General features: G+C 63.2%; 24 protein-coding genes. 14 read left to right on the forward strand and 10 right to left on the reverse strand.

The window, feature by feature from the left end; genetic code table 11:
• The first annotated feature begins 5 nt into the window (after window positions 1-5).
• The 3 genes from accD to BMX67_RS01250 all read left to right on the forward strand — a co-directional run bounded on the left by accD (window position 6) and on the right by BMX67_RS01250 (window position 3345).
• Window positions 6-959, forward strand: coding sequence for an acetyl-CoA carboxylase, carboxyltransferase subunit beta (accD, locus tag BMX67_RS01240; RefSeq protein WP_090731858.1), 954 nt, complete (start codon window positions 6-8; stop codon window positions 957-959).
• Window positions 960-1019: 60 nt separating this feature from the next.
• Window positions 1020-2291, forward strand: a complete 1272-nt coding sequence (locus tag BMX67_RS01245; RefSeq protein ID WP_090731859.1) for a bifunctional folylpolyglutamate synthase/dihydrofolate synthase — start codon at window positions 1020-1022, stop codon at window positions 2289-2291.
• A 148-nt stretch (window positions 2292-2439) separates the two neighbouring features.
• Window positions 2440-3345, forward strand: a complete 906-nt coding sequence (locus BMX67_RS01250; protein WP_090731862.1) for a Hint domain-containing protein — start codon at window positions 2440-2442, stop codon at window positions 3343-3345.
• Between the two features lie 10 nt (window positions 3346-3355).
• Here the strand turns inward: BMX67_RS01250 and zapE are convergent, their stop codons facing one another.
• A complete protein-coding gene (gene zapE / locus BMX67_RS01255) occupies window positions 3356-4462 on the reverse strand; it encodes a cell division protein ZapE (RefSeq protein WP_090731865.1) in 1107 nt (368 codons plus the stop codon).
• Between the two features lie 108 nt (window positions 4463-4570).
• Between zapE and BMX67_RS01260 the strand changes: the two genes are divergently transcribed.
• Window positions 4571-5203, forward strand: a complete 633-nt coding sequence (locus tag BMX67_RS01260; RefSeq protein WP_090731867.1) for a 5'-methylthioadenosine/S-adenosylhomocysteine nucleosidase — start codon at window positions 4571-4573, stop codon at window positions 5201-5203.
• Between the two features lie 73 nt (window positions 5204-5276).
• Window positions 5277-7076 (forward strand): ABC transporter transmembrane domain-containing protein, encoded by a 1800-nt coding sequence (locus tag BMX67_RS01265; RefSeq protein WP_090731869.1) that lies wholly within the window; start codon window positions 5277-5279, stop codon window positions 7074-7076.
• An 11-nt stretch (window positions 7077-7087) separates the two neighbouring features.
• On the opposite strand, the gene BMX67_RS01270 is transcribed toward BMX67_RS01265, so the two are convergent.
• Entirely contained in the window at window positions 7088-7621 is a 534-nt protein-coding gene (locus tag BMX67_RS01270) for a CAP domain-containing protein (RefSeq protein WP_245739051.1), read from the reverse strand.
• Between the two features lie 172 nt (window positions 7622-7793).
• Between BMX67_RS01270 and lysM the strand changes: the two genes are divergently transcribed.
• The 3 genes from lysM (at window position 7794) to BMX67_RS01285 (ending at window position 10634) form a co-directional block, all read left to right on the forward strand.
• A complete protein-coding gene (gene lysM / locus BMX67_RS01275) occupies window positions 7794-8276 on the forward strand; it encodes a peptidoglycan-binding protein LysM (protein WP_090731871.1) in 483 nt (160 codons plus the stop codon).
• Window positions 8277-8419: 143 nt separating this feature from the next.
• Window positions 8420-10303: an acyl-CoA synthetase gene (locus BMX67_RS01280; RefSeq protein ID WP_090731873.1), complete on the forward strand. Its 1884-nt coding sequence runs from the start codon at window positions 8420-8422 to the stop codon at window positions 10301-10303.
• Between the two features lie 49 nt (window positions 10304-10352).
• Window positions 10353-10634: an HNH endonuclease family protein gene (locus BMX67_RS01285; protein WP_090731875.1), complete on the forward strand. Its 282-nt coding sequence runs from the start codon at window positions 10353-10355 to the stop codon at window positions 10632-10634.
• Here BMX67_RS01285 and BMX67_RS01290 read toward each other — a convergent pair.
• Window positions 10631-11260 (reverse strand): DsbA family protein, encoded by a 630-nt coding sequence (locus tag BMX67_RS01290; RefSeq protein WP_090731877.1) that lies wholly within the window; start codon window positions 11258-11260, stop codon window positions 10631-10633. The genes BMX67_RS01285 and BMX67_RS01290 overlap by 4 nt on opposite strands.
• Window positions 11261-11424: 164 nt before the next feature.
• Here BMX67_RS01290 and BMX67_RS19480 point away from each other — a divergent pair, with 164 nt between their 5' ends.
• Together BMX67_RS19480 and BMX67_RS01295 are read left to right on the forward strand one after the other, a co-directional pair.
• On the forward strand, window positions 11425-11595 hold the full coding sequence (locus tag BMX67_RS19480; RefSeq protein ID WP_175479771.1) for a hypothetical protein: 171 nt from the start codon (window positions 11425-11427) through the stop codon (window positions 11593-11595).
• A gap of 355 nt (window positions 11596-11950) precedes the next feature.
• Window positions 11951-12544 carry an outer membrane protein gene (locus tag BMX67_RS01295; RefSeq protein ID WP_090731879.1) on the forward strand — a complete coding sequence of 198 codons (594 nt, stop codon included), beginning with the start codon at window positions 11951-11953 and terminating at the stop codon, window positions 12542-12544.
• 596 nt (window positions 12545-13140) lie between these two features.
• On the opposite strand, the gene ettA is transcribed toward BMX67_RS01295, so the two are convergent.
• The 3 genes from ettA to rimO are packed head-to-tail and all read right to left on the reverse strand — an operon-like array spanning window position 13141 to window position 17083.
• Window positions 13141-14796: an energy-dependent translational throttle protein EttA gene (ettA, locus tag BMX67_RS01300; protein WP_090731881.1), complete on the reverse strand. Its 1656-nt coding sequence runs from the start codon at window positions 14794-14796 to the stop codon at window positions 13141-13143.
• A gap of 59 nt (window positions 14797-14855) precedes the next feature.
• Window positions 14856-15722, reverse strand: a complete 867-nt coding sequence (locus tag BMX67_RS01305; RefSeq protein ID WP_245739053.1) for a sulfotransferase family protein — start codon at window positions 15720-15722, stop codon at window positions 14856-14858.
• Window positions 15719-17083, reverse strand: coding sequence for a 30S ribosomal protein S12 methylthiotransferase RimO (gene rimO, locus BMX67_RS01310; protein WP_175479772.1), 1365 nt, complete (start codon window positions 17081-17083; stop codon window positions 15719-15721). Before rimO ends, BMX67_RS01305 begins: the two co-directional genes overlap by 4 nt.
• 126 nt (window positions 17084-17209) lie before the next feature.
• On the opposite strand from rimO, the gene BMX67_RS01315 reads away from it, so the two are divergent.
• Complete coding sequence (locus BMX67_RS01315) at window positions 17210-17674, forward strand: hypothetical protein (RefSeq protein WP_090731883.1); 465 nt, start codon at window positions 17210-17212, stop codon at window positions 17672-17674.
• Window positions 17675-17676: 2 nt separating this feature from the next.
• On the opposite strand, the gene rlmH is transcribed toward BMX67_RS01315, so the two are convergent.
• The 3 genes from rlmH to BMX67_RS01330 all read right to left on the reverse strand — a co-directional run bounded on the left by rlmH (window position 17677) and on the right by BMX67_RS01330 (window position 20002).
• Entirely contained in the window at window positions 17677-18144 is a 468-nt protein-coding gene (rlmH, locus tag BMX67_RS01320) for a 23S rRNA (pseudouridine(1915)-N(3))-methyltransferase RlmH (RefSeq protein ID WP_090731885.1), read from the reverse strand.
• Window positions 18145-18147: 3 nt separating this feature from the next.
• Window positions 18148-18570, reverse strand: coding sequence for a ribosome silencing factor (gene rsfS, locus BMX67_RS01325; protein ID WP_175479784.1), 423 nt, complete (start codon window positions 18568-18570; stop codon window positions 18148-18150).
• A 76-nt stretch (window positions 18571-18646) separates the two neighbouring features.
• Window positions 18647-20002 (reverse strand): mechanosensitive ion channel family protein, encoded by a 1356-nt coding sequence (locus BMX67_RS01330; protein WP_175479773.1) that lies wholly within the window; start codon window positions 20000-20002, stop codon window positions 18647-18649.
• Between the two features lie 249 nt (window positions 20003-20251).
• On the opposite strand from BMX67_RS01330, the gene leuC reads away from it, so the two are divergent.
• Together leuC and BMX67_RS01340 are read left to right on the forward strand one after the other, a co-directional pair.
• Complete coding sequence (gene leuC, locus BMX67_RS01335) at window positions 20252-21679, forward strand: 3-isopropylmalate dehydratase large subunit (protein WP_090731891.1); 1428 nt, start codon at window positions 20252-20254, stop codon at window positions 21677-21679.
• Window positions 21680-21906: 227 nt separating this feature from the next.
• Window positions 21907-22536 (forward strand): VPLPA-CTERM sorting domain-containing protein, encoded by a 630-nt coding sequence (locus tag BMX67_RS01340; RefSeq protein ID WP_090731893.1) that lies wholly within the window; start codon window positions 21907-21909, stop codon window positions 22534-22536.
• Between the two features lie 55 nt (window positions 22537-22591).
• On the opposite strand, the gene BMX67_RS01345 is transcribed toward BMX67_RS01340, so the two are convergent.
• The gene (locus tag BMX67_RS01345; protein ID WP_139206429.1) at window positions 22592-23098 is read right to left on the reverse strand and encodes a hypothetical protein; all 507 of its coding nucleotides are present in this window, start codon (window positions 23096-23098) and stop codon (window positions 22592-22594) included.
• A gap of 165 nt (window positions 23099-23263) precedes the next feature.
• On the opposite strand from BMX67_RS01345, the gene leuD reads away from it, so the two are divergent.
• A complete protein-coding gene (leuD, locus tag BMX67_RS01350; RefSeq protein ID WP_090731896.1) occupies window positions 23264-23869 on the forward strand; it encodes a 3-isopropylmalate dehydratase small subunit in 606 nt (201 codons plus the stop codon).
• Window positions 23870-23948: the final 79 nt, after the last annotated feature.

A 23948-nucleotide genomic window follows, 5' to 3' on the forward strand; every position in this document is an offset into this window, starting at 1 on the left:
CCGCGATGAACTGGATCAGCAATTATGTCCGCCCGCGCATCAACTCGCTGTTCTCGCGCCGAGAAGTGCCCGAGAATTTGTGGACGAAATGCCCCGAATGCGGGACCATGCTGTTCCACCGCGAACTCAGCGACAATCTGAACGTCTGCACGAATTGCGACCACCATCTGGCGATCACCCCGCGTGAACGCTTCAGATCGATGTTCGACGGCGGCGCCTTCGTCGAGGTCAAGGTTCCCGAACCCGTGGCCGACCCGCTGCAATTCCGCGATCAGAAAAAATACCCCGACCGGATGAAATCGGCCCAGAAATCCACCGGCGAAAAAGAGGCGATGCTGGTCGCCGAGGGCGAGATGGGCCGCACCCCCGTCATCGCCGCCGCACAGGATTTCAGCTTCATGGGCGGCTCCATGGGCATGTATGTCGGCAACGCGATCATCGCCGCGGCCGAGCGTGCGGTGAAACTGAAACGCCCGCTGATCCTGTTCTCGGCCGCGGGCGGCGCACGCATGCAGGAAGGCATCCTGTCGCTGATGCAGATGCCGCGCACCACGGTCGCGGTCGAAATGCTGCGCGAAGCGGGCCTGCCCTATATCGTCGTGCTGACCCACCCCACCACCGGCGGCGTCACCGCCAGCTACGCGATGCTGGGCGATATCCAGATCGCCGAACCCAATGCATTGATCTGCTTCGCCGGACCTCGCGTCATCGAACAGACGATCCGCGAAAAGCTGCCCGAGGGGTTCCAGCGCGCCGAATACCTGCTGGAACATGGCATGCTGGACCGCGTCACCCATCGCAAGAACATGCGCGACGAACTGGTGTCGATCCTGCGCATGCTGGGCGGGCTGCCGGCCCCGACCAAGGCCGACCTCCCGGCCCCGGTCGACCCCCCCGCGATCGAGGCGCAGCCCGAAACCGCGCCCGAACCCGACGCGCAGGCCTCAAAACCTGCCTGACCGCATCTTCTGTGCTGAAATATCCCGGGGGTCCGGGGGCTGGCCCCCGGCGATAAGCAGATGAGCCATTCCGACGCCATTCTCGACCGACTGATGGCCCTGCACCCCAAGGTCATCGACCTGTCGCTGGACCGGATGCACCGCATCCTTGCCGCACTTGGCAATCCCGAACGCCGAATTCCGCCGGTGATCCATGTGGCGGGAACCAATGGCAAGGGCAGCACGCAGGCAATGATCCGCGCGGGGCTTCAGGCCGGGGGTGCCCGCGTCCATGCCTATACCTCGCCGCATCTGGCCCGGTTCCACGAACGCATCCGGCTGGCGGGCGAACTGATCCCCGAGGCCGATCTTGCCGCGACCCTCGAAGAATGCGAGGCCGCGAATGACGGCCAGCCGATCACCTTCTTCGAAATCACCACCGCCGCCGCATTTCTGGCTTTCTCGCGCGTGCCCGCCGACTACACCCTGCTCGAGGTGGGCCTGGGCGGGCGGCTGGATGCCACCAATGTCATCGACGATCCGCGCCTGACCATCATCACCCCCGTCAGCATCGACCATACCCAATATCTGGGCGATACGCTGCCGCTGATCGCGGGTGAAAAGGCGGGCATCATCAAGCCGCGCGTGCCCTGCATCGTCGCGGCGCAGGACGATGACGCGCTGCGCGTGATCGAGGCCCGGGCCCAGGGGCTGACCGCGCCGTTGTCGATCTGCGGCCAGCACTGGCAGATCGCCCGTGACCGAGACGGCATCGTCTATCAGGACGACCACGGTTTGTGGGATCTGCCGCTGCCGAACCTGATCGGCGATCATCAGATCCAGAACGCGGGCACCGCGCTGGCCGCGCTGCGCGACCTTGGCGCGACCGAAACGCAGGCGCGCGCCGCCGTCACGCAGGCCGAATGGCCCGCCCGCATGCAGCGCCTGACCGAAGGTCCGCTGATCGACTTGGCCGGCCCGCAGGCAGAATTGTGGCTGGATGGCGGGCACAACCCCGCGGGCGGACGGGCATTGGCCGCGACGCTGGCGGCGATGCCGCCCCGACCGACACATCTGGTCTGCGGGATGCTGAACACCAAGGATGTCGGCGGTTATCTGCACCCGCTGGCCGCCCATGCCGACAGCCTGACCGCCATCGCCATCGAGGGCGAACCGAACACCCTTCCGGCCGTCGAAACCGCCGCACAGGCCACCAAGGTCGGATTTGACGCGCAGACCGCTGACTCCGTCGATCAGGCGGTCCGTCAAATTGTCGAAAATGATTCGCGGGCGCGGATACTTCTGTGCGGCTCGCTATATCTGGCCGGAAGAATCCTGCGAAATCATAGGTAATCCCCCCTACGCCCTGGCGGTGCAGATGGGGAGATGGGCTATCCTTAAGGATAGAAACGAGGCTTTTTACGCGAGATCGCCTTTGGGCATGCCTGATGCCGTGACAGATATATGACATCTGTACTTTGTCAGTTTTTCAGGTGTCGCAATGGTCGAGATCACTCTCTATCAGACGCAGGTTGTCGAGAACGTCGTGGTCGGCGATTCCATTCTGGTCACTATCGATGTGCCCGATCCGGATGGTGATGGGACCATCACCCGCGAGGAATGGTCCGCCTATCTGGGCATCAACAATTTCGGCCATGTCGGGGGCACCACGGAACCCCCCGCCCTGTTTTCCAGCACCACGGGCGCCCTGACCACCGGAACCCTGTATTCACCCGCCGCCTATACGACGGGCGAAGATATCAAGACCGTTCTGGATGAGCTGGCACATAACAAATACGCCCCGTCGATCGAGTCTTTGAACATCTGCTATCTCTCGGGCACGCTGATCGCGACCCCGGATGGCGAGGTGCCGGTCGAAACCCTGCGCGTCGGCGATCTGGTCATGACCCGGGATCACGGACCGCAACCGCTGCGCTGGGTATCGGCCACCCATGTCACGCGGGACGATCTGGACCTTGCCCCGAACAAGCGCCCGGTGCGGATCGCCGCAGGCTGCCTTGGCAACGGCCTGCCCCGCCGCGATGTCGAAGTCTCGCCCCAGCATCGCATCATGGTTACCGATGCCGAGGGGCAGGAATACCTGATCTCGGCCCGTCATATGCTGATGGCCGGTGCGCCCGGCATTTCGCTGCGCCCCTTGGGCCAGGAATTCACCCTGCATCACATCGCCTGCGACGACCACCAGATCCTGTCGGCCGAAGGCGCGCCGATGGAAAGCTTTTTCACCGGCCCGATGGCGCTTCGCGCATTGGCGCTGCCGCAGCGCACCGGGCTTGTCATCGCCTTCCCGTCGCTGGCGCTTGGCGAAAATCCGATGACCCCGGCGCGCCCTTTCATCGACCGGCGCGACTATGCCCGGATGATCTGGGCATCGCAGCCCGGCTGACCACGGACGGTCAGTCTGCGCGGCCCCAGTCGGCGTCCTGCATCTCGCGCAGGCGACTTGCCGTGCGCTCGAATTCGAAACTGCCTTCGCCTTCATTGTACAACCGCTCGGGTTCATCCGCCGCGCTGGCATACAGCCGGACCTTCGCCTCGTAGGCGGCATCGATCAGGGTCACGAAACGCTTGGCCTCGTTATAATTCGAGGCACTCAGCCGCGGAATGCCGTCGATGATCAGGTCATCGACCTGACGGCACAGTTCCAGGTAATCGGCCGATCCCAGCGGCTGACCGCACAGATCCCAGAAAGGTGCCCGGCCAACCCGATCGGCAAAACCCGGCAATTCGAAGCTGCGGCCCTTCATCTGCACCTGCAAGGACACGGGATCGGCCGCCCCGGTCAGATCGTCCCAGATCGCATCCAGACCGGCGCGCGCCTCGGCATTGGCCGGACTGAACCAGACCTGATCGCCGGTGCTGCGATTCTGGCGGTAATCGGTCTGGCTATCCAGACAAACCACCTCCATCCGGTCGCGGATCAGGTCGATGAAAGGCAGGAAAAGCTGCCGGTTCAGGCCGTTCTTGTACAGATCCTCGGGCACCCGGTTCGACGTGGTGACAATGCTGACGCCCAGATCGAACAGGATCTGGAACAGCCGCCCCACGATCATCGCATCAGCGATATCCGTGATCTGCATTTCGTCAAAGCACAACAGGCGCGTCGTCTGCGCGACCTCGGCCGCGACCGGGCGCACGGTGTCCTGATCGCCACGCCGCCGCGCCTGATCCAGCCCGGTCTGAATTTCCTGCATGAATTCATGGAAATGAACGCGCCGGACGCCCTTGTCGGGGGCCGCCTCGGTAATCAGGTCCATCAGCATGGATTTGCCGCGTCCGACACCGCCCCACAGATACAGCCCCTTCTGCGCGGGCTGGGGTTGGGGCTGGCTGCCGCCAAAGAAGGCCCGCCAGCCCGATTTCGGCTTGGCACTTGTCGCCGCGCGATCGGGCAGGCCCGCCACCACACGGTCCAGTTCGGGAAGAACGGCCTCTTGCGCGGGATCGGGCTTGATCTGCCCCCCTGCCACGCGCTGCCGATAAAGCTGTGTCACGCTGCCCATTCTTGCCAAGTGCCACGCGCCCGCCGTGCCCGCAAGGGGCGCAACGCGCTTGACCTCCGCGCCCGGCCCGTGCCACCCCGTTACCGCTTTCACCAAGGACGATGACCGATGCGCTTGCCCCAACCAGATCGTATCGCCGGCCATGACGTGCTGTTCGTCATGGCGGCGCAGCCGGAATACGGCCCCCATCTGCAGGCTCGGATCGCGCCCTTGATGACCGGGATCGGCCCGGTCGAGGCCGCAGTGCAACTGACCGCGGCCCTGTCGCGGATGCCGCAGAAGCCGCAACTGATCGTGTCGCTGGGATCGGCGGGATCGAACCGGCTGACCCAGACCGAGGTTTATCAGGTCAGCGCGGTGGCCTATCGCGATATGGACGCATCGCCGCTTGGGTTCGAACGCGGGCGCACGCCGCTGCTGGATCTTCCGGCGCGCGTGGCGCTGAACCTGCCCATCCCCGGCGTGCCACAGGCCACGCTGTCGACCGGGGCGAATATCGTCAGCGGCCCCGATTATCAGCGCGTGGCCGAGGATATGGTCGATATGGAAACCTTTGCCCATCTGCGCGTCTGCCACCATTTCGACATCCCGCTGATCGGGTTGCGCGGCATTTCGGATGGCGATGAAACCCTGCGCGAGATGACCGACTGGACGCAGTATCTGCATGTGATCGACGAAAAGCTGGCCGCGGCGGTCGATGCGCTGGCAGCGGCACTGACCGAGGGCACGATCCGCCTGTGACGGTCTGACGCTGGACCTCGCGGGGGGCAAGGCCTAAACCAACCCCCGGAACATTGGCGGAAAACAGGCAAGCATGGCACGCGGCACAAGGAACCTAGAGGATCGCCCCACCAGCAAACGCGTGGGCGCGCTGTCGGCACTTGGCCCGTTCCTGCGCCCCTATCGCGGGCTGGCCGCGCTGGCGATGCTGGCGCTGGTGGTCACCGCCGGCATCAGCCTGATCCTGCCGCTGGCCGTGCGGCGCGTCGTCGACGGATTCGGCCAGGGGGCCGAGCTTCTGGACCAGTATTTCGGCGCAGCCCTGCTGATCGTCGCGCTTCTGGCTGTCGGCACGGCCTCGCGCTACTATCTGGTCACGCGGCTGGGCGAACGCGTCGTGGCAGATATCCGTCGCGCCGTCTTTTCGCGGGTCATCACCCTCAGCCCCGGCTTTTTCGAGCGGATCATGACGGGCGAGATCCTGTCGCGGATCACCACCGACACGACGCTGATCCAATCGGTGATCGGCTCGTCCCTGTCGATCGCGCTGCGCAACATGCTGATCCTGATCGGCGGGCTGCTGATGCTGGCGCTGACCTCGGCCAAGCTGACGGGGCTGGTGCTGCTGATCGTTCCGGCGATCATCCTGCCGATCATCGTCCTGGGCCGTCGCCTGCGTGGATTGTCGCGCCAGAATCAGGACTGGATCGCGGCCAGTTCCGGCACGGCGTCGGAAAGCCTGCTCGCGGCGCAGACCGTGCAGGCCTATACCCATGAAGCGCGCAGCATTGGCCAGTTCACCAAGGTGACCGAACAGTCCTATGACGTCGCCCTGTCCCGGATCCGGACCCGTGCGCTGATGACCGCCATCGTGATCTTCCTGATCTTTGCGGGCGTGATTGGCGTTCTGTGGATCGGTGCGCGCGATGTGCGCGAAGGCGTGATGAGCGTCGGACAGCTTGTGCAGTTCGTGATCTATGCGATCCTTGTTGCAGGCTCGACCGGGGCCTTGTCCGAAATCTGGGGTGAGCTGCAACGCGCGGCCGGCGCGACCGAACGTCTGGCCGAATTGCTCAGCGCGACCGATGCGATCAGCGATCCCGTCACCCCGGTCGCCCTGCCGCGCCCGGTGCGCGGCGAAATCGGCTTTCACGGCGTCGGCTTCCATTATCCCAGCCGCCCCGATGTCTCGGCGCTGGACGGGATCGACCTGCGGATCGCGCCCGGCGAAACCGTGGCGCTGGTCGGCCCGTCAGGCGCGGGCAAGACCACCATCATTCAGCTGATCCAGCGGTTCTGGGACCCTGAACAGGGTCAGGTCACGCTGGACGGGATCGACCTGCGACAGATGCGCCGCGACGATTTCCGCCGCGACATCGCATTGGTGCCGCAGGACCCGGTGATCTTTGCCGCCAGCGCGGCGGACAATATTCGCCTTGGACGGCCCGACGCATCGGACGCGGATGTGCATGCAGCGGCGCGGGCGGCCCATGCACATGATTTCATCAGCGCGCTTCCGCAGGGCTATGAGACGCCCCTGGGCGAGCGTGGCGTGATGTTGTCGGGCGGTCAGCGTCAGCGCATCGCCATTGCCCGCGCAATCCTGCGCGATGCGCCGATCCTGTTGCTGGACGAGGCGACAAGCGCGCTGGACGCCGAATCCGAAGCCCTTGTTCAGGCCGCCGTCAATCGGCTGGCCGAGGGGCGCACGACCATCGTGATCGCGCATCGTCTGGCAACGGTAAAAAAAGCCGACCGGATCGTGGTCTTTGATCAGGGCCGCATCGTTGCGCAGGGCACGCATCAGGCCCTGGTCGCGCAGGGCGGGCTGTATGCGCGGCTGGCCCGGATGCAGTTCACCGACGGTCAGATCCAGCCCGCGGATATCGCCTGATCCTTGTCGACCTAGGGGCGCGGTGCGGCATAAACCGCCGCCCAGAACCGGGTCTTGCCATCGGCGGCCATGGCGCTGCCGATCCCGTAATCCCGCACCTGCGGGATCAGCATGTTGTCGCGATGCCCCTGCGAGGCGTTCCACTCGACCAGAACGCGACCAAGGCTGTACGGACCTGCGGCGATGTTTTCCGCCGTCAACAACGGCATGTAGCCATTGGCCTTGACCCGCGCACCGGGCCCGGGTGTGCCGCTGCCCTTGTGGGTCATCAGCCCGCGCCGGGCCATATCGCAGGCATGTCGCGCCGCGACCCGCGACAACAGCGGATCTGGCGCGACAAAAGGCAGCCCAGCCTTTTGCCGGACGGCATTCGTCGCCTGGGCCCCGACACGGGCCTGTTGCGATGTCGTCTTGTAGCAGGTCGGATCACCCGGATCGGTCGCCTGAACATGGACGCCGCCGTGATCCGACCCGCCGCCGCCCTGATCCGCGCAGGCCGCGACAGCCATGATCGAGGCAAGCGCCAGCACGAATTTCTTTGACATCTGCAAGGCCACTGTTCTTCCCTATCAAAACGCGGGTCCATACGATCCGAAGCTAGGAAGAAGCAACACGCCACACAACCTAAGGTTGCATAGAACTTTACCCGCTGGCACAGAACCGCCGAATGCGCGGAGTTGGGTCGGGAAAAATCATTAAAATTGAAAGGAACGTCGGATGGCCATCTGGGATTTCGTGAAGGACGCCGGAAAATCGGTTTTCGGCAAGGCCGAGGCCGCGACACCAACGCCAAGCCCGGCAGCCGCGCCCGACCCCAAGGCCGAAACCAAGCGCAAGGTCGAGGCGCTGAAGGCTGAATTGCGGGCGCTGGATCTGGATGGCGACGATGTGCATCTGACCCTGCGCGGCGACACGATCAGGGTCGAATCGCGCGGTGCCGACCGCGAGAAGATGGAAAAGCTGATCCTGGCCCTTGGCAATATCGAGGGCATCGCCAAGGTCGAGGCCGAACTGCCCGAAGAAACCGCGCCGCCGGTCTTTCACACCGTCCAGAAGGGCGAAACCCTGTCAGCCATCGCCAAACAGCATCTGGGCAATGCGAATGCCTATCATGACATCTTCAAGGCCAATCGGCCCATGCTTGACGATCCCGACAAGATCTATCCCGGTCAGGTCTTGCGCATCCCCAACGCGGACTGACACGAAAAGACGCTGCGTCGGAACGCCGAACTGACGCGGCGTTTCAGGCGTCAGGGCGGTGCTTTCCCTTGTCCCACCGCCCTGTCGTGACGCATTTTGCGCAGAGGGAGCGGGGCGTTCATGCCCCGGAAGGAGGAAAAAACATGGCCCGTTTCGCGACTTATGAAGATCGCAACAGCGTCGAAGGCGAGATGCCTTATGAAAACCGTGATCTGCCCAAGACGATCTATGGCTTTCTGTCGGCGACGGCCGAACGTTTTCCCGACCGCCCCGCGATCAGCTTTCAGCTGCTGTCGGATGACCGCGCCCCCGCCACCACGCTAAGCTGGCTGGAACTGCGCGAACGTGTCACCGAAACCGCCAATCTGCTGCGCAGCCTGGGCGTCGGGCCGAATGACACGGTCGCCTATCTGCTGCCCAACAGCATCGAAACGCCCGTGGTTCTGCTGGCCGGGGCGACCGCCGGGATCGTGAACCCGATCAACCCGCTGCTGGACGCCGAACATATCGCGGGCATCCTGCGCGAAACCAAGGCCAAGGTTCTGGTCACGCTGAAGGCCTTTCCCAAGACCGACGTGGCGCAAAAGGCCGCCGAGGCCGTGGCCATGGCCCCCGATGTCACCCATATCCTGGAAATAGATCTGAATCGGCACCTGCGCGGCATCAAGCGGCTGATCGTGCCGCTGATCCGGCCCAAGGTGAGGGTCAGACATCACGCCAAGGTTCTGGATTTCGAGGCCGCGACCAGCGGGCAGAAGCACAATCGCCTGATGTTCGATGATCCCCAGACCGATCGCGTCGCGGCCTATTTCCATACCGGGGGCACCACCGGCGTGCCCAAGGTCGCCCAGCACAAATATTCGGGCATGATCTATAATGGCTGGCTGGGCGGGCGGTTGCTGTTTGACGAAACCGACGTGCTGATGTGCCCGCTGCCGATGTTCCATGTCTTTGCGGCCTATCCGATCCTGATGTCCTGTATCGCCTCGGGGGCGCATGTGGTGATGCCGACGCCCGCGGGCTATCGCGGCGATGGCGTGTTCGACAATTTCTGGAAGCTGATCGAGCGTTGGCAATGCACCTTCCTGATCACCGTCCCCACGGCGATCTCGGCCCTGATGCAGCGCCCGGTCAATGCCGATGTCTCGACCCTGCGCACGGCGATCTCGGGGTCGGCGCCGCTGCCGATCGAACTGTACAACCGCTTCAAACAGGCCACCGGCGTCGAGATCGCCGAAGGCTATGGCCTGACCGAGGCGACCTGCCTTGTCAGTTGCAACCCGGTCGACGGTGTGAAGAAGGTCGGATCTGTCGGGATTCCGCTGCCCTATACGCATGTGCGCATCCTGAACCATGACGACGCGGGCAATATCCATGAATGCCGGGCCGATGAGGTCGGCGAGATCTGCGTGGCCAATCCCGGTGTCTTTCCCGGCTCGACCTATACCGAGGCGGACAAGAACCATAAGCTGTTCGCCGAGGATATCTATCTGCGCACCGGCGATCTGGGCCGCATCGACGCGGATGGCTATCTGTGGATCACCGGGCGTGCCAAGGATCTGATCATCCGCGGCGGCCACAATATCGACCCCGCCGAGATCGAGGAAAGCCTGCTGAGCCATCCGCAGGTCGCCTTTGCCGGTGCGATCGGCCAGCCCGACAGCTTTGCCGGCGAATTGCCCTGCGTCTATGTCGAACTGATCGAAGGCGCGACCGTCACGGTCGAGGATCTGATGACCCATGCCCGCGATCACATCCACGAACGCGCCGCCGTGCCGAAACATCTGGAAATCCTGACCGAGCTTCCGAAAACCGCCGTCGGCAAGATCTTCAAGCCGGACCTGCGCAAAAGGGCGATCCTGCGGGTCTATAACGCCGCGTTGGAGGGCACCGGCGCACAGGTGGTCGAAGTTGTTGATGACAAGAAACGGGGGCTTGTGGCCCGCCTGTCGCGCAGCGCCGATTGCGACGAACAGGCCGTGCGGCAGAAGTTGGGCGAATTCACCCGCCCGTGGGATTGGGCCTGAACCACGGCGCTGCCCTTGCGGGCGGCGCATCCTCGCCTAGATCGAAGGCATGGATGACCGCGACCCCATCTGCCCCCTGTGCGGGCGGATCATTCCGCCCGATGTGCCGCAAAGCCGCCATCACCTGATCCCGAAGCTGCGCGGGGGCAAGGGCGGCCCCACGGTGCTTCTGCATCAGGTCTGCCATTCGACCATTCACAAGACGCTGTCCGAAACCGAACTGGCGCGCAGCTTCAATACCGTCGAGGCCCTGCGCGCCCATCCCGATCTGGCGCGGTTCTTTTCCTGGGTCGCCAAGCGACCGCCCGGCTGGAAGGGGAAGGTCCGTTAACCCAGCGTCTTGCGTGCCCGCGCGATCAGCTGCTGCATTTCCTTGAAGCTCAGCTCGCCAAAGACGCCTTCGTCGCCGGCGATGAAGGTGGGGGTGCCGACCAGGCCCATATGCTCGGCCAGTTCATAGGACAGGTTGATGTGGTCGCTGACCCGCTGGCTGTCCATGTCGCGGCGCAACCTGGCCTCATCCAGCCCAAGCTGGCCGACCACGCGCATCACCGTCGGCTCGCCCGCGCGGCCCCGCAACTGCATCAGCGCGGCATGGAACTGCCAGTACTTCCCCTGATCCAGACTGGCCAGCGAGGCGCGCGTGGCAAATTCGCTGTCCTCGCCGAACACGGGCCATTCGCGATAGACGACACGCAGCCCCGGATCGGCCGAGATCAGCTTCTGGATCACCGGCACCATCTTCTTGCAGAAGGGGCAGTTGTAATCAAAGAACTCGGTCAGGGTGATGTCACCCTTGGGATTGCCCAGCACTGGCGCGTTCGGGCTGCGTTCCAGCGCCTTGCGCAATTCCGGCGGCATCGGGTTCGCGCGGTCGCCATCCTGCGCCCAGACAGGCAAGGCCGACGCAAGGCCAAGCGACGTCGCCCCGATAAGCAGATTTCGACGATTGGTCATGCGGCTATCCTTCCCTGCTGACTGCGGCGATACGGTCCCATATCGGCCCGCCTGCCTGTAGGCCATGCCCGATCACATTCCGGTGGGATCGGGTTTTTCTTGGGAAAACCGCGATTCTGCCGCATGCTGTCCGGGCGAAGACGTCAACAGGAAAGGAACGCATCATGCTTCGCCTGACCTCTGCCGCGGCTCTTGCGCTGATGCTGGTCTCCCCTGCGCTTGCGCAGGACGCCACGACGCCGGTCATCACGGCACCCGAAACCCAGTCCGATCTGCAAACCAAGAAGCCCGCGACGAAAAGCGGCTGCATGCGCGACAAGCATGTAATGTCCTGAACGGCCGCGCATGACCGCGCCCTGACCGCCACACCGGCGGCCAAGCCTGTCTGCGCCCCGATCACGACTTGCCGAGACTGCAAATAATTCGGTGGACAAGCCGGCGTTCGGGCACAAACCAGCCCATGCGAGAGGTGGTGTGAGCCCTTCGTGAGATCGCGCCCGCGCAAATTCCCCAAGTTTTTGCGCCCGGTCACTGCACGATGCTTTCGCTGCAAAAACAAGGACTCACGTTCCATCACAGGCGCGTGGTTGCCGGCCTGACACAGATTGCGACAGGCAGCACGCCGCGATGCTTCACCCTGTGGGTCTGCGGGCTTAAGTCACCGAAACCACAAAAGACCAGGAGGTCATCATGAAATTCGCAATCGCAGCAGTCGCTGGTTCGCTCGTCGCTGGTTCGGCTTTCGCAGGCGGCTATACCGCACCCGTCGTCGAGGAAGCTCCGGCACCCGTCATCGCAACCCCGGTCACCACTGACGTGTCCGACTGGACCGGCTTCTACGCTGGTGTGCAGTACGGCCAGGGCGACGCCGAGTTCAACATCGACAACGGCGACACCGATTTCGACGCTTACGGTGTGCATGCCGGTTACAACTACGACCTGGGCAACTGGGTTGTCGGTGGTGAACTGGACTACAACAAAATCGACGCTGACGATCTGGACGACAAGGGCGACCTGACCCGCCTGCGCGCCCGCGCCGGTTACGACCTGGGCAAATTCATGCCCTACGTCACTCTGGGCGCTGCGCACCTGTCGCAGGACACCGCTGCTGGCGACATCTCGGAAACCGACGTCACCTACGGCATCGGCGCCGAGTACAAGGTCACCGAACAGTTCACGGTCGGCGCAGAGTACACCAAGCAGGACTTCAGCGACGTTGCTGACGTCGACGGCCTGGATCTGGACACCGACATGATCCAGATGCGCGCATCGTACAACTTCTGATCCAGCCTCTGGACAGAATGAAAAAAGCGGCCTCAGGGCCGCTTTTTTTGTGACAGGGCTTGCCTTTGTCGGTGGCCGCCCGCGATAGCCAACAATGCGCCTTTGATAGCGTACGGACCGCTTCCTTGGCCGCCTCGCTTACCTGCAAGCAGATCTCCGACACACCTGCGCGGTACTTCGGTTTTATTCGAAGATAGGGGCTCTCGCATTCTTTTGTGCTTAGAAGCGCAAGCTTGTCCAGGTACATACCATATTGACCATGTAGGTTCAGGATGGATGCGACCTCGGCGTCACCAAGCTTTCCAATCTGAGGGATAAGCGCCCGGTACACGTCATCAAGTCGCCGGGACGGCAACAGCTCGGACTGCCATGATGGGTCCACAGGCTTTCCCAGATCCTCGGCTTGATTGGTCATCGCAAGGTCGATCAGCTCGGCCTCGCATCGAAGTGCTGTTCTCAGCGACGCTGCTTCCTGTCTCCGATGGCGTTCGGACCGCGATCTGGTGCCCGAGCATTGCACCAAAGGGTGGCGGCCACGCCAAGCAGGGCAATGGTGGCCGCCAACAGAGTTTGAAACTCGCCGACGGCCGCCGTCGTCACCGCGAGAACTTCTTGTATTTCACGCGCTTGGGTTCGATCGAATCCGGGCCGAGGCGGCGGATCTTGTCTTCTTCATAGGCTTCGAAATTGCCTTCGAACCATTCGACATGGGCATCGCCCTCGAACGCAAGGATGTGAGTACACAGACGGTCGAGGAAGAAACGGTCGTGGCTGATGATGACCGCGCAGCCGGCGAAATCTTCCAGCGCGGCTTCCAGGGCCTGCAGGGTCTCCACGTCCAGGTCGTTGGTCGGTTCGTCCAGCAGCAGCACGTTGCCGCCCGATTTCAGCAGCTTGGCCATGTGCACGCGGTTGCGTTCACCGCCCGAAAGCTGGCCGACCTTCTTCTGCTGATCGCCGCCCTTGAAGTTGAAGGCGCTGCAATAGGCGCGGCTGTTCATCTGCGCATCGCCCAGCACGATCTGCTCGGCCCCGCCGCTGATTTCTTCCCAGACGGTCGCGTCCGGACTTAGCGCGTCGCGCGACTGGTCGACATAGGACAACTGGACCGTGTCGCCATAGGTGACCTCGCCCTCGTCGGGCTGTTCATTGCCGGTCAGCATCCGGAACAGCGTCGATTTACCCGCGCCGTTCGGGCCGATCACGCCGACGATGCCACCGGGGGGCAGGCTGAAATCCAGACCCTCGATCAACAACTTGTCGCCCATCGCCTTCTTCAGGCCCGCGACCTCGATCACCTTGTTGCCCAGGCGTTCGCCGTTCGGGATGATGATCTGGGCGCGCGACAGCTTTTCACGTTCGGACTGGCTGGCCATTTCGTTATAGGCGTTGATCCGCGCCTTCGATTTCGCCTGACGGGCCTTGGCACCGGCGCGGATCCATTCCAGTTCGCGTTCCAGAACTTTCTGCTTGGACTTGTCCTCGCGGGCTTCCTGTTCCAGCCGCTTGGCCTTCTGTTCCAGCCATGCGGAATAGTTGCCCTCGTAGGGGATGCCCCGACCGCGATCCAGTTCCAGGATCCAGCTGGTGATGTCGTCAAGGAAGTAGCGGTCATGCGTGACGCACAGGATCGTGCCCTTGTACTCGATCAGGTGCTTTTGCAGCCAGGCGATGGTTTCGGCGTCCAGGTGGTTGGTCGGTTCGTCCAGCAGCAGCATGTCGGGCGCTTCCAGCAACAGCTTGCACAGCGCGACGCGACGGCGTTCGCCGCCCGACAGGGTGCTGACATCGGCATCGTCCGGCGGGCAGCGCAGGGCCTCCATCGCGACGTCGATCTGGCTGTCCAGATCCCACAGGTTCTCGGCGTCGATCTCGTCCTGCAGCTTGGCCATCTCTTCGGCTGTCTCGTCCGAATAGTTCATCGCCAGTTCGTTATAGCGATCCAGCTTGGCCTGTTTCGCCGCAACGCCCAGCATGACGTTGCCGCGCACATCCAGACTTTCGTCCAGCTGCGGTTCCTGCGGCAGATAGCCGACGGTCGCGCCCTTGGCTGCCCAGGCCTCGCCGGTGAAATCCTTGTCCCAGCCGGCCATCACGCGCAGCAGGGTCGATTTACCCGCGCCGTTGACGCCGACGACGCCGATCTTGACGCCGGGAAGGAAATTCAGGCGGATGTTCTCGAACACCTTCTTGCCGCCGGGATAGGTCTTGGACACACCGTCCATGTGGTAGACGAACTGATAGGCCGCCATCGGGAAACTCCTCGCAAAGGTTTGGCGCTGTTTAGGCGAAAGCAGGCGCGGGTAAAAGGTCAGCGAAGCAGGGCTGTGAAGGCTTCGCCCATCTCGCGGCGCAGAAAATCGACCTGAGGGGCAAGCCGGATGGTCAATGCCTCGTGCAGCTCGGGCGGCGGGACCAGCCCCTTGGGGGTCGCAAAGACCTTCTGGCCCAGCCGTTCATAGGGGAAGGGCCCGATATTCAGATAATCCTCGACCTCGGACATCAGCAGGTCGGGTTCGGCGGCGATGCGCCCGAAGGGCAGGACCAGCATATCGGGATAGCGCGCCCGCCAGCGCGGCAGATAGGCGGCGTAATCGCCCCGGTCGAACAGCACCGGGTCGCTCAGCTCGGCCAGCCAGTCATCGACGGTCTCGGGGGTGCGGCCTTCCCGGCGCAGGTTCATCCGCAATTGCGAAATCACACGATCGACCGGATGCCGGACAAGGTAGATGACCTTGGCCTTGGGCAGCATCTGGGCCACGAAATCGACGCCCTCTTCGGGCAGGGTCGAATATTCGGGCGTGAAATCCATCGGCACCGCGTGGTCCGGCGCGGGGGCAAAGACGCGCTTGTACCAATGGTTGTGGAACATCTGCCCGTCGGTCAGCCCGTCCAGATAGGCGTCAAGTTCGGGCGGCATCGGCACACCGCGCATCTGATGGCGGCTGCGGATCTCGGCGGGTTTGTTGCGATAATGCCAGCCGATCCAGCGCCGGTGACCGGGGATGAAACGGTGGTTGAAGAACTGGACCTCTTTGAACGGGGGGATCCAGATCTGCGGATGCTGGCCCATGATCTGCGCCAGCCACGAGGTCCCGGCCTTCTGCGCCCCGATGCACAATGCGCCCGGCTTGCGGGGCTTGCCTGCGGGGTCGAAGGCCGGGCTGATCGTGATCACATATGCCCCCAAAGGTCGTAATCGCTGGCCTCATCGACCGTTACGCGCACGATATCCCCCGGGGTCAGGCTTTCAAAGCCCGTGTCGATGAAAAGATTTCCATCGATTTCGGGCGCGTCGCCTTTGGTGCGGCAGGTCGCGCCCTCGTCGTCGATCTCGTCGACGATAACCTCGATCTGCGTGCCGACCTTGGCCTGAAGCTTGGCCGCGCTGATCGCCTGCGCCTTTTCCATGAAACGGTCAAAGCGGTCCTGCTTGACCTCGGCGGGGACGTGATCGGGCAGGTCATTGGCCCGCGCACCGGCGACGTTTTCGTACTGAAAGGCGCCGACGCGATCCAGTTGCGCCTCGTCCAGCCAGTCCAGCAGGGTCTGGAACTCGGCCTCGGTCTCGCCGGGGTAACCCACGATGAAGGTCGAACGCAGGGTGATGTCGGGGCAGACACTGCGCCACGCCGCGATTTCCTCCAGCGTCCTGGCGCCCGCGGCGGGGCGGGCCATGCGTTTCAGCACGTCGGGATGGGCGTGCTGGAAGGGGATGTCCATGTAGGGCAGGATCAACCCGTCCGCCATCAGCGGGATCAGGTCGCGCACATGCGGATAGGGATAGACATAGTGCAGCCGCACCCACGCGCCCAAGGACCCCAGATCACGCGCCAGATCGGTGATGTGCGCACGATGTCCGCGTTCGGTTTCGTATTTGCGATCAACGCCATAGGCGCTGGTATCCTGGCTGATGACCAGCAGTTCCTTGACGCCGGCCTCGACCAGCTTTTCCGCCTCGCGCATCACGGCATGGGCGGGGCGGCTGACCAGACGGCCGCGCATGTCGGGGATGATGCAGAACTTGCATTTGTGGTTACAGCCTTCCGAGATCTTCAGATAGCTGTAATGCCGGGGCGTCAGGCTGACGCCGGATGCGGGCAGCAGATCGACAAAGGGATCGGGCCGGGGCGGCACCGCGCCATGCACCGCATCCAGCACCTGTTCGTATTGATGTGGGCCGGTGACGGCCAGAACCTTGGGATGGGCACCGGTGATGTAATCGGGCTCGGCGCCCAGGCAGCCGGTCACGATCACGCGCCCGTTTTCCTGCAAAGCCTCGCCGATGGCATCCAGACTTTCGGCCTTGGCACTGTCCAGAAAGCCGCAGGTATTCACGATCACCGCATCCGCGCCCTGATAGTCGGCGCTGATGGCATAGCCTTCGGCCCGCAGACGGGTCAGGATGCGTTCGCTGTCGACCAGCGCCTTGGGACAGCCAAGGCTGACCATGCCGATGGTCGGCTGACCGTCACGGCGTTCATCGGGAATGCGCGCGCGCGCAAGGTCGGGGCGAAGATCGGGCGGGTTCTGCTGCATCACCCGCAGATAAGCGATTCGCGCGCCCCGCAAAAGATGGGCGCTGCGTAAATTTGACGCCGATCGCGCAATGGCTCACGCAAGCGTAGCTTTCTTCCCGCGCGGCGGTGGTGCAATCTGGCACGCATGAAACGCAATATCACATCCCTTGGGCTGATTGCCGCGACCTCGGTGCTGATCGGACTGGCCCCCGCCGGTTCGTTTGCGGCAAGCGGAAACACCATCGATGTCTGGAACGATTCCGGCGGCAATGTGCTGCAGATGACCCAGCGCCGCGAAAGCCTTGCCAAATCCGGCAAAAGGGTCCGCATCAGGGGCTATTGCCGTTCGGCCTGCACCATGCTGATCACCATGCCCAATGCCTGCCTGGGCCCCTATGCAAAGGTCGGCTTCCACGCGCCGCGCATCCCGAATACCAGCATCATCCCGCCCTATGTCGATCAGATCATGGGCAATTTCTATCGCAACGGCATTCGCGACCGCTGGTTCGGGGGCTGGAACCGATCGCTGGAGATGCAGGTGATTTCTGCCCGCGAATATGTCCGGCTGGACCCCCAGACCAGGCTTTGCGACGAGTTGCGCCGCAAATGACCTTACGCGCGGTGATAGGGTGAGCCGGCCAGAATCGTCGCCGCGCGATACAGCTGTTCGGCCAGCATCACCCGGACCAACATATGCGGCCAGACCATTCGGCCCAGGCTGATCTGCCAGTCAGCGCGCTGACGCAGGGACGGGTCCAGCCCGTCCGCGCCGCCGATCACGAAACAGATGTCACGCGCGCCGTCGCGCCAATCCGCGATCCGGGTTGCGAAGTCCGGGGATGTCGGCTGATCGCCGCGTTCGTCCATCATCACCACGGCTGCGCCGTCGGGGATGCTGCGCGTCAGCAGTTCGGCCTCGGCCAGCATGCCGCCACCGCGCTTGTCCTCGACCTCGTGGATGCGGATGGCGGGCAGACCAAGGCTACGGCCGGTCTTGGCGAACCGGTCCAGGTAATCGGCAACCATCGCCGCCTCGGGGCCCTTTTTCAGCCGCCCCACGGCGACGATGTCAATCCGCATGGATCAGTGGGCGGGACGAGGCGTTTCCCGAACACGGCTCAGCGCGTCCGAGGGCATCCACATCTTTTCCAGCTGATAGAAATCGCGGACTTCGGGGCGGAACACATGGACAATGACATCATCCGTGTCGACCAGCACCCAATCGCCGGTATCCTTGCCTTCGACCCGTGCCGTGCGACCGGTCTGCGCCTTGAAACGCTCGGCCAGATGCTCGGCGATGGCGCCGACCTGACGTGCGCTGCGGCCCGATGCGATCACCATGTGATCCGCCATGGCCGACCGCCCGCGAAGGTCGATGGTCACGATATCCTCGGCCTTGTCATCTTCAAGCGAGGTCACGATACGGGCCAGCAGCTGATCGCTTGTCAGCCCTTCGCCCGTGGTGGTCGCAGCCGGTCCACCGGCTGACGAGACGTCTTGTGACAGGGTTGTATCCTCCGGTCAGCGCGCCGATCGCCCCCGGCGCAGGGGTCCCCTAAAGATAGCATCTTTTGCGCCCATCTCAATCATCCCCGGACGATTTGACGGGGCTTTCGCCGCGTTTTTCCGTGGATATCGCGATTTCGTCATTCATCACACGCACTTCGCGCTGCGGGAACGGGATCGAAACCCCGGCCTGCTTGAACGCATCCCACAGGGCCAGAAACACCTGTCCGCGCACATTCGTCAGCCCGGTCGAGGCATCCGCGATCCAGAAGCGCAGCACATAATCGACCGAACTGTCGCCGAACCCGGTCACCCAGCAGACCGGTTTGCGGTCGCGCAGAACGCGGCCCACGGTCATCGCGGCCTCGATCGCAAGGCGGCTGACCTCATGCGGATCATCCCCGTAGGAGGCGCCGAAATTCAGGTCCAGCCGCACAAGGTCGTTGCTGTGGGACCAGTTGACCACCTGCCCCGTGACCAGATCCTCGTTCGGGATCAGGTATTCCTTGCCGTCACGGGTGACCACGCTGACATAGCGGGCGCCCAGTTCCTCGATCCAGCCGAAGGTGTCGCCAAGGCTGATGACGTCGCCCGGCTTCACCGATTTGTCCAGCAGGATGATTACGCCCGACACAAGGTTCGACACGACCTTCTGCAACCCAAAACCAAGGCCCACGCCGACCGCGCCGGAAAACACCGCAAGCCCGGTCAGATCAAAGCCGACGGCCTTCAGCCCGACGATCACCGCAAGGCTGAACAGCACCACCTGCAACAGCTTGGCCGTCAGCACCCGCATCGTCGGCGAAATCTCTTCGTTCTTCGCCAGCCGCCCGGCGATGGTCCGCGACAGGATCCGCGCCCCCGAAATCATCAGCCCGGTCACCACCAGGGCCTTGAGAACCGTCAGCGCCGACAGGCGCAGATCGCCGATCGACAGCGCCAGACTGTCCAGAAACCCCGCAACCGACCCGGTCAGCCCGGTCAGATGCAGCGTGACCCAGATCCACGCGCCCCAGGTGACGACCCGGCGCATCAGCGGGTTGGCGATGATGCGCGCCAGAAAGAAGATGCCCAGCCACGCCGTCGCAATCGTGGCCGCCAGCGCGATCAACTGGCTGCGCGACGGCCACGTCACCTCGCGCATGACCAAGACCACGATCCAGGCCAGCAATGCGAAGCAGATCAAGGACATGCGCCGGTTGATCAGCAACCCCAGCCGCAGCCGCCATTTCGGCCAGTTGTCGCGGGTCCGCAGCCATTCGGTCAGCAGGCGCGATCCGATGCGCCCCCCCGCCCATGACACCACGACCAACCCGGCGACGGCCAGCAGCTGATACAGGCGGGTGGGGATCAGCAGCGTTTCCAGAAACAGGATCAGGCGCGTCCACACGCCCTGCGCGGCATCGACGACATCGGGGTTCAGCTGCTCCATCGCGGTCCTTTCCGGCTTGGGCCGATACCTCATGCAAGCAGCAGCGCGTTATTGCGTCAACGGTCGGGGCGGCTTACATAGCCAGTCATGACTGGGTTCATCTATTTCGACATCCATGACCGCGCCCGTCTGCCTGCACGGTTTCATGGCGAGGCGCTCTGCGTCACCGCGCGACTGTGATCGGCTGCGCGACCGGCGCAGCCTGACCCTGTTGCAAACCCAATCGTAGCATAGCCGAAAGCCACAGCCATGACCGACCCTACCCAAGCGCCGCGCACTCTTTACGACAAGATCTGGGATGCGCATGTCGTCGACCGTCAAGATGATGGAACCTGCCTGCTGTATATCGACCGGCATCTGGTCCATGAGGTGACCAGCCCGCAGGCCTTCGAAGGTCTGCGCATGACCGGTCGCAAGGTCCGCAGCCCCGAACGCACCATCGCGGTGCCGGACCATAACGTGCCGACCACGCTGGACCGTGAAAAAGGCATCGACAACGCGGAATCGCGGGTGCAGGTCGATGCGCTGGACCGCAACGCCCGCGAATTCGGCGTGAACTATTACCCGGTCAACGACATCCGCCAGGGGATCGTGCATATCGTCGGTCCCGAACAGGGCTGGACCCTGCCCGGCATGACCGTCGTCTGCGGCGACAGCCACACCGCGACGCATGGCGCCTTCGGCGCGCTGGCCCACGGCATCGGCACCTCCGAGGTGGAACATGTGCTGGCCACGCAGACGCTGATCCAGTCGAAATCGAAGAACATGAAGGTCGAGATCACCGGCCGCCTGGCGCCGGGCGTCACCGCCAAGGACGTGGTTCTGGCGATCATCGCCGAAACCGGCACCGCGGGCGGCACCGGCCATGTGATCGAATATTCGGGCGAGGTGATCCGCAACCTGTCCATGGAAGGCCGGATGACCATCTGCAACATGGCGATCGAAGGCGGCGCACGCGCCGGCCTGATCGCGCCGGATGAAACCACCTTCAACTATGTCAAGGGCCGCGCCCACGCCCCCAAGGGCGCCCAGTGGGAAGCCGCAGTCGCATGGTGGAAGACCCTGTTCAGCGATACCGACGCGACCTGGGACAAGATCGTCACGATCCGCGGTGAAGACATCGCGCCGACCGTCACCTGGGGCACCAGCCCCGAGGACGCATTGCCCATCACCGCCCGCGTTCCCGCCCCCGAGGATTTCAAGGGCGGCAAGGTCGACGCGGCCCGCCGCTCGCTGGAATACATGGACCTGACGGCAGGCACGCCGCTGACCGAAATCGCCATCGACGCGGTGTTCATCGGGTCCTGCACCAACGGCCGGATCGAAGATCTTCGCGCCGCAGCCGACGTGCTGCGCGGCCGCAAGCTGGCGCAGGGCGTGCGCGGCATGGTCGTGCCCGGATCGGGCCTCGTTCGCGCCCAGGCCGAGGAAGAAGGTCTGGACCAGATCTTCAAGGATGCAGGCTTTGAATGGCGGCTGGCCGGCTGTTCGATGTGTCTGGGCATGAACCCCGACCAGCTGGCCCCGGGCGAGCGTTGCGCCGCCACCTCGAACCGCAATTTCGAAGGGCGTCAGGGCTACAAGGGCCGCACCCATCTGATGAGCCCCGCCATGGCCGCCGCCGCGGGCGTTGCAGGCCATCTGGTCGATATCCGCGAGGCCTTCACAGTCGCGTGATTCGCCCCGAATCGCGCAGGCTGGACTGCCATTAAGCAAGCCGGGACCCGTATTGGCGGATCCCGGCTTTTTTGATTCAACCCTGACGGGATAACACCTGCCTATTTGAATAGGGAGGGCAGTTTTATTGGACGCAACGTTATTCGGGTGCTAATTTTTGAAAGGGTCGGTCAGCTGTAACGAGTGCTGCCCCGTGCGATAATGAGTCTCACCTGGAGGTGTTTACAATGAAACTTAAGAATCTTGCTGTAGCGACCGCTGCTGCCGCCCTTCTGGCGACCGGCGCCAGCGCAGCTTCGCTAAGCCTGATCGGCAGCGGCTATGCAAGCCAGACGATCAGCAATTACGATCTTGCGCCGAACCTGAACGGCCAAACGGTCACTTACCTGACCGGCGCTGCCAAGGGTACGACCAACGGTCTGTATCTGGACGGTGCCGCCAAGATCACATACACGTTCATCGGGTCGGAAGCCGGCAACCTGAACTATTCGGCCTCGGCTGCGAACAGCTGGTCGATCTTCGAAACCGACGACATCGGCACCACCCGCATGTCGACGCAGCTGTCCTCTGGCCTTCTGAAGTTCAGCTTTGAAACCGACGAGCCCGTCGTGAACCAGGGCGAAATCCGCAACCACGGCGTCGCCGTGCCGAACAGCCCGGATTTCGCAATCGGTTACTACACCGACGGCACCTCGTGGTACGCGATGTTCGACGACCTGGCCCAGAACGACCGCGACTTCGACGATTTCGTTCTGCGGATCGACATTGCACCGGTTCCGATCCCCGCTGCGGGCTTCCTGCTGCTGGGCGGTCTGGGCGCGATGGGCGCAGTCGCCCGTCGCCGCAAGAAATCGTAATAGATTTCAAAACATTCCATGAATTAGCCCCGCCAGATCGCGGGGCTTTTTCATGTCATATCCATAACTCTTTCCGGCGAGTACGCGACCCCAACAAAATAAGAATGGCATTGCCCGCGATTAAGAATAAACCCGCGTTCTCAAATAGAAAATTATTCGGAATTCCAAATTGACCGACACCCAGAATCCGGTCGATATGATGAAAGCTCAACGCACGGGCCATCACGAATACCAAAAGAATTATCGTTCCGATCAACGCGATAGCGTGCATGCGCAATTGCCCCCGCAACTGCCACAGCCCGACCGACATCGCCGCAATACCCGCGACGGCGATCCCGCCCAGAAAGATCAGCTGCACGACCCGGCGTTGACCATACCAGCCCTGCGCCTGCGCAAGGCATTTCCCGGTCGCGGTCAGTGCCGATTGCAGGTCCAGCTGCTTGTTCACCGCCAGCGCCAGCAAAAGCATCGCCAGCACCGCCCAGAAACGTCCGCCGCCATCGCCGCGCAGTTTGCGCCAGACGGCCACGCACAGCCCGCCCGCGATCAGATAGGACAGCACGGTCAGCCACCCGGTCACATTCGGATCGCCGATCTTCGGCGACCATGATCCGAACACGCATTCAAGCACGGCTGAATGTTCCAATTGCGTACTCCACAAGATATGTTGCGCGCAGACTAGTCCCTGCGCCCTGCACGGGCCAGTCACCATGACACGAGGATCACGATGGATAAGTTCACATCCCTGACCGGAATCGCGGCGCCGATGCCGCTGGTCAATATCGACACCGACATGATCATCCCCAAGCAATTCCTGAAGACGATCAAGCGGTCCGGGCTGGGCGTGAACCTGTTCGACGAGCTGCGCTATGACCGCGACGGCAACGAGATCGCGGATTTCGTTCTGAACCAGCCCGCCTATCGCGAAACCCAGATCCTTGTCGCCGGTGACAATTTCGGCTGTGGATCGTCCCGCGAACATGCGCCCTGGGCCTTGCTGGATTTCGGCATCCGCTGCGTGATCTCGACCAGCTTTGCGGACATCTTCTTCAACAACTGCTTCAAGAACGGCATCCTGCCGATCACCCTGCCGCAGGACGTGATCGACATCCTGATGGATGATGCACGCAAGGGCGCGAATGCCCGCATGACCGTCGATCTGGAAAACCAGACGGTCAGCACCTCGGACGGGCAGGAATTCCGGTTCGAGATCGACCCCTTCCGCAAGCACTGCCTGCTGAACGGGTTGGACGATATCGGGCTGACGATGGAAAAGGCCCCGGCCATCGGCGATTACGAAAGCCAGATGGCACAGGCGCGGCCCTGGGTCTGACCTGTCTGGCCCTGCGCGATGTGTCGCCATGACCTTGCGCGGGGCACTTGGGATCGCCGATGGCGGGCGATCTTGGCAG

The organism is Paracoccus homiensis, from assembly GCF_900111675.1.
GTDB lineage: Bacteria > Pseudomonadota > Alphaproteobacteria > Rhodobacterales > Rhodobacteraceae > Paracoccus > Paracoccus homiensis.

Bases quoted from the DNA above. Each gene is read 5' to 3' on its own strand.
- accD (WP_090731858.1), top strand. From the start codon at position 6: ATGAACTGGATCAGCAATTATGTCCGCCCGCGCATCAACTCGCTGTTC.
- BMX67_RS01245 (WP_090731859.1), top strand. From the start codon at position 1,020: ATGAGCCATTCCGACGCCATTCTCGACCGACTGATGGCCCTGCACCCC.
- BMX67_RS01250 (WP_090731862.1), top strand. From the start codon at position 2,440: ATGGTCGAGATCACTCTCTATCAGACGCAGGTTGTCGAGAACGTCGTG.
- zapE (WP_090731865.1), bottom strand. From the start codon at position 4,462: ATGGGCAGCGTGACACAGCTTTATCGGCAGCGCGTGGCAGGGGGGCAG.
- BMX67_RS01260 (WP_090731867.1), top strand. From the start codon at position 4,571: ATGCGCTTGCCCCAACCAGATCGTATCGCCGGCCATGACGTGCTGTTC.
- BMX67_RS01265 (WP_090731869.1), top strand. From the start codon at position 5,277: ATGGCACGCGGCACAAGGAACCTAGAGGATCGCCCCACCAGCAAACGC.
- BMX67_RS01270 (WP_245739051.1), bottom strand. From the start codon at position 7,621: ATGTCAAAGAAATTCGTGCTGGCGCTTGCCTCGATCATGGCTGTCGCG.
- lysM (WP_090731871.1), top strand. From the start codon at position 7,794: ATGGCCATCTGGGATTTCGTGAAGGACGCCGGAAAATCGGTTTTCGGC.
- BMX67_RS01280 (WP_090731873.1), top strand. From the start codon at position 8,420: ATGGCCCGTTTCGCGACTTATGAAGATCGCAACAGCGTCGAAGGCGAG.
- BMX67_RS01285 (WP_090731875.1), top strand. From the start codon at position 10,353: ATGGATGACCGCGACCCCATCTGCCCCCTGTGCGGGCGGATCATTCCG.
- BMX67_RS01290 (WP_090731877.1), bottom strand. From the start codon at position 11,260: ATGACCAATCGTCGAAATCTGCTTATCGGGGCGACGTCGCTTGGCCTT.
- BMX67_RS19480 (WP_175479771.1), top strand. From the start codon at position 11,425: ATGCTTCGCCTGACCTCTGCCGCGGCTCTTGCGCTGATGCTGGTCTCC.
- BMX67_RS01295 (WP_090731879.1), top strand. From the start codon at position 11,951: ATGAAATTCGCAATCGCAGCAGTCGCTGGTTCGCTCGTCGCTGGTTCG.
- ettA (WP_090731881.1), bottom strand. From the start codon at position 14,796: ATGGCGGCCTATCAGTTCGTCTACCACATGGACGGTGTGTCCAAGACC.
- rimO (WP_175479772.1), bottom strand. From the start codon at position 17,083: ATGCAGCAGAACCCGCCCGATCTTCGCCCCGACCTTGCGCGCGCGCGC.
- BMX67_RS01315 (WP_090731883.1), top strand. From the start codon at position 17,210: ATGAAACGCAATATCACATCCCTTGGGCTGATTGCCGCGACCTCGGTG.
- rlmH (WP_090731885.1), bottom strand. From the start codon at position 18,144: ATGCGGATTGACATCGTCGCCGTGGGGCGGCTGAAAAAGGGCCCCGAG.
- BMX67_RS01330 (WP_175479773.1), bottom strand. From the start codon at position 20,002: ATGGAGCAGCTGAACCCCGATGTCGTCGATGCCGCGCAGGGCGTGTGG.
- leuC (WP_090731891.1), top strand. From the start codon at position 20,252: ATGACCGACCCTACCCAAGCGCCGCGCACTCTTTACGACAAGATCTGG.
- BMX67_RS01340 (WP_090731893.1), top strand. From the start codon at position 21,907: ATGAAACTTAAGAATCTTGCTGTAGCGACCGCTGCTGCCGCCCTTCTG.
- leuD (WP_090731896.1), top strand. From the start codon at position 23,264: ATGGATAAGTTCACATCCCTGACCGGAATCGCGGCGCCGATGCCGCTG.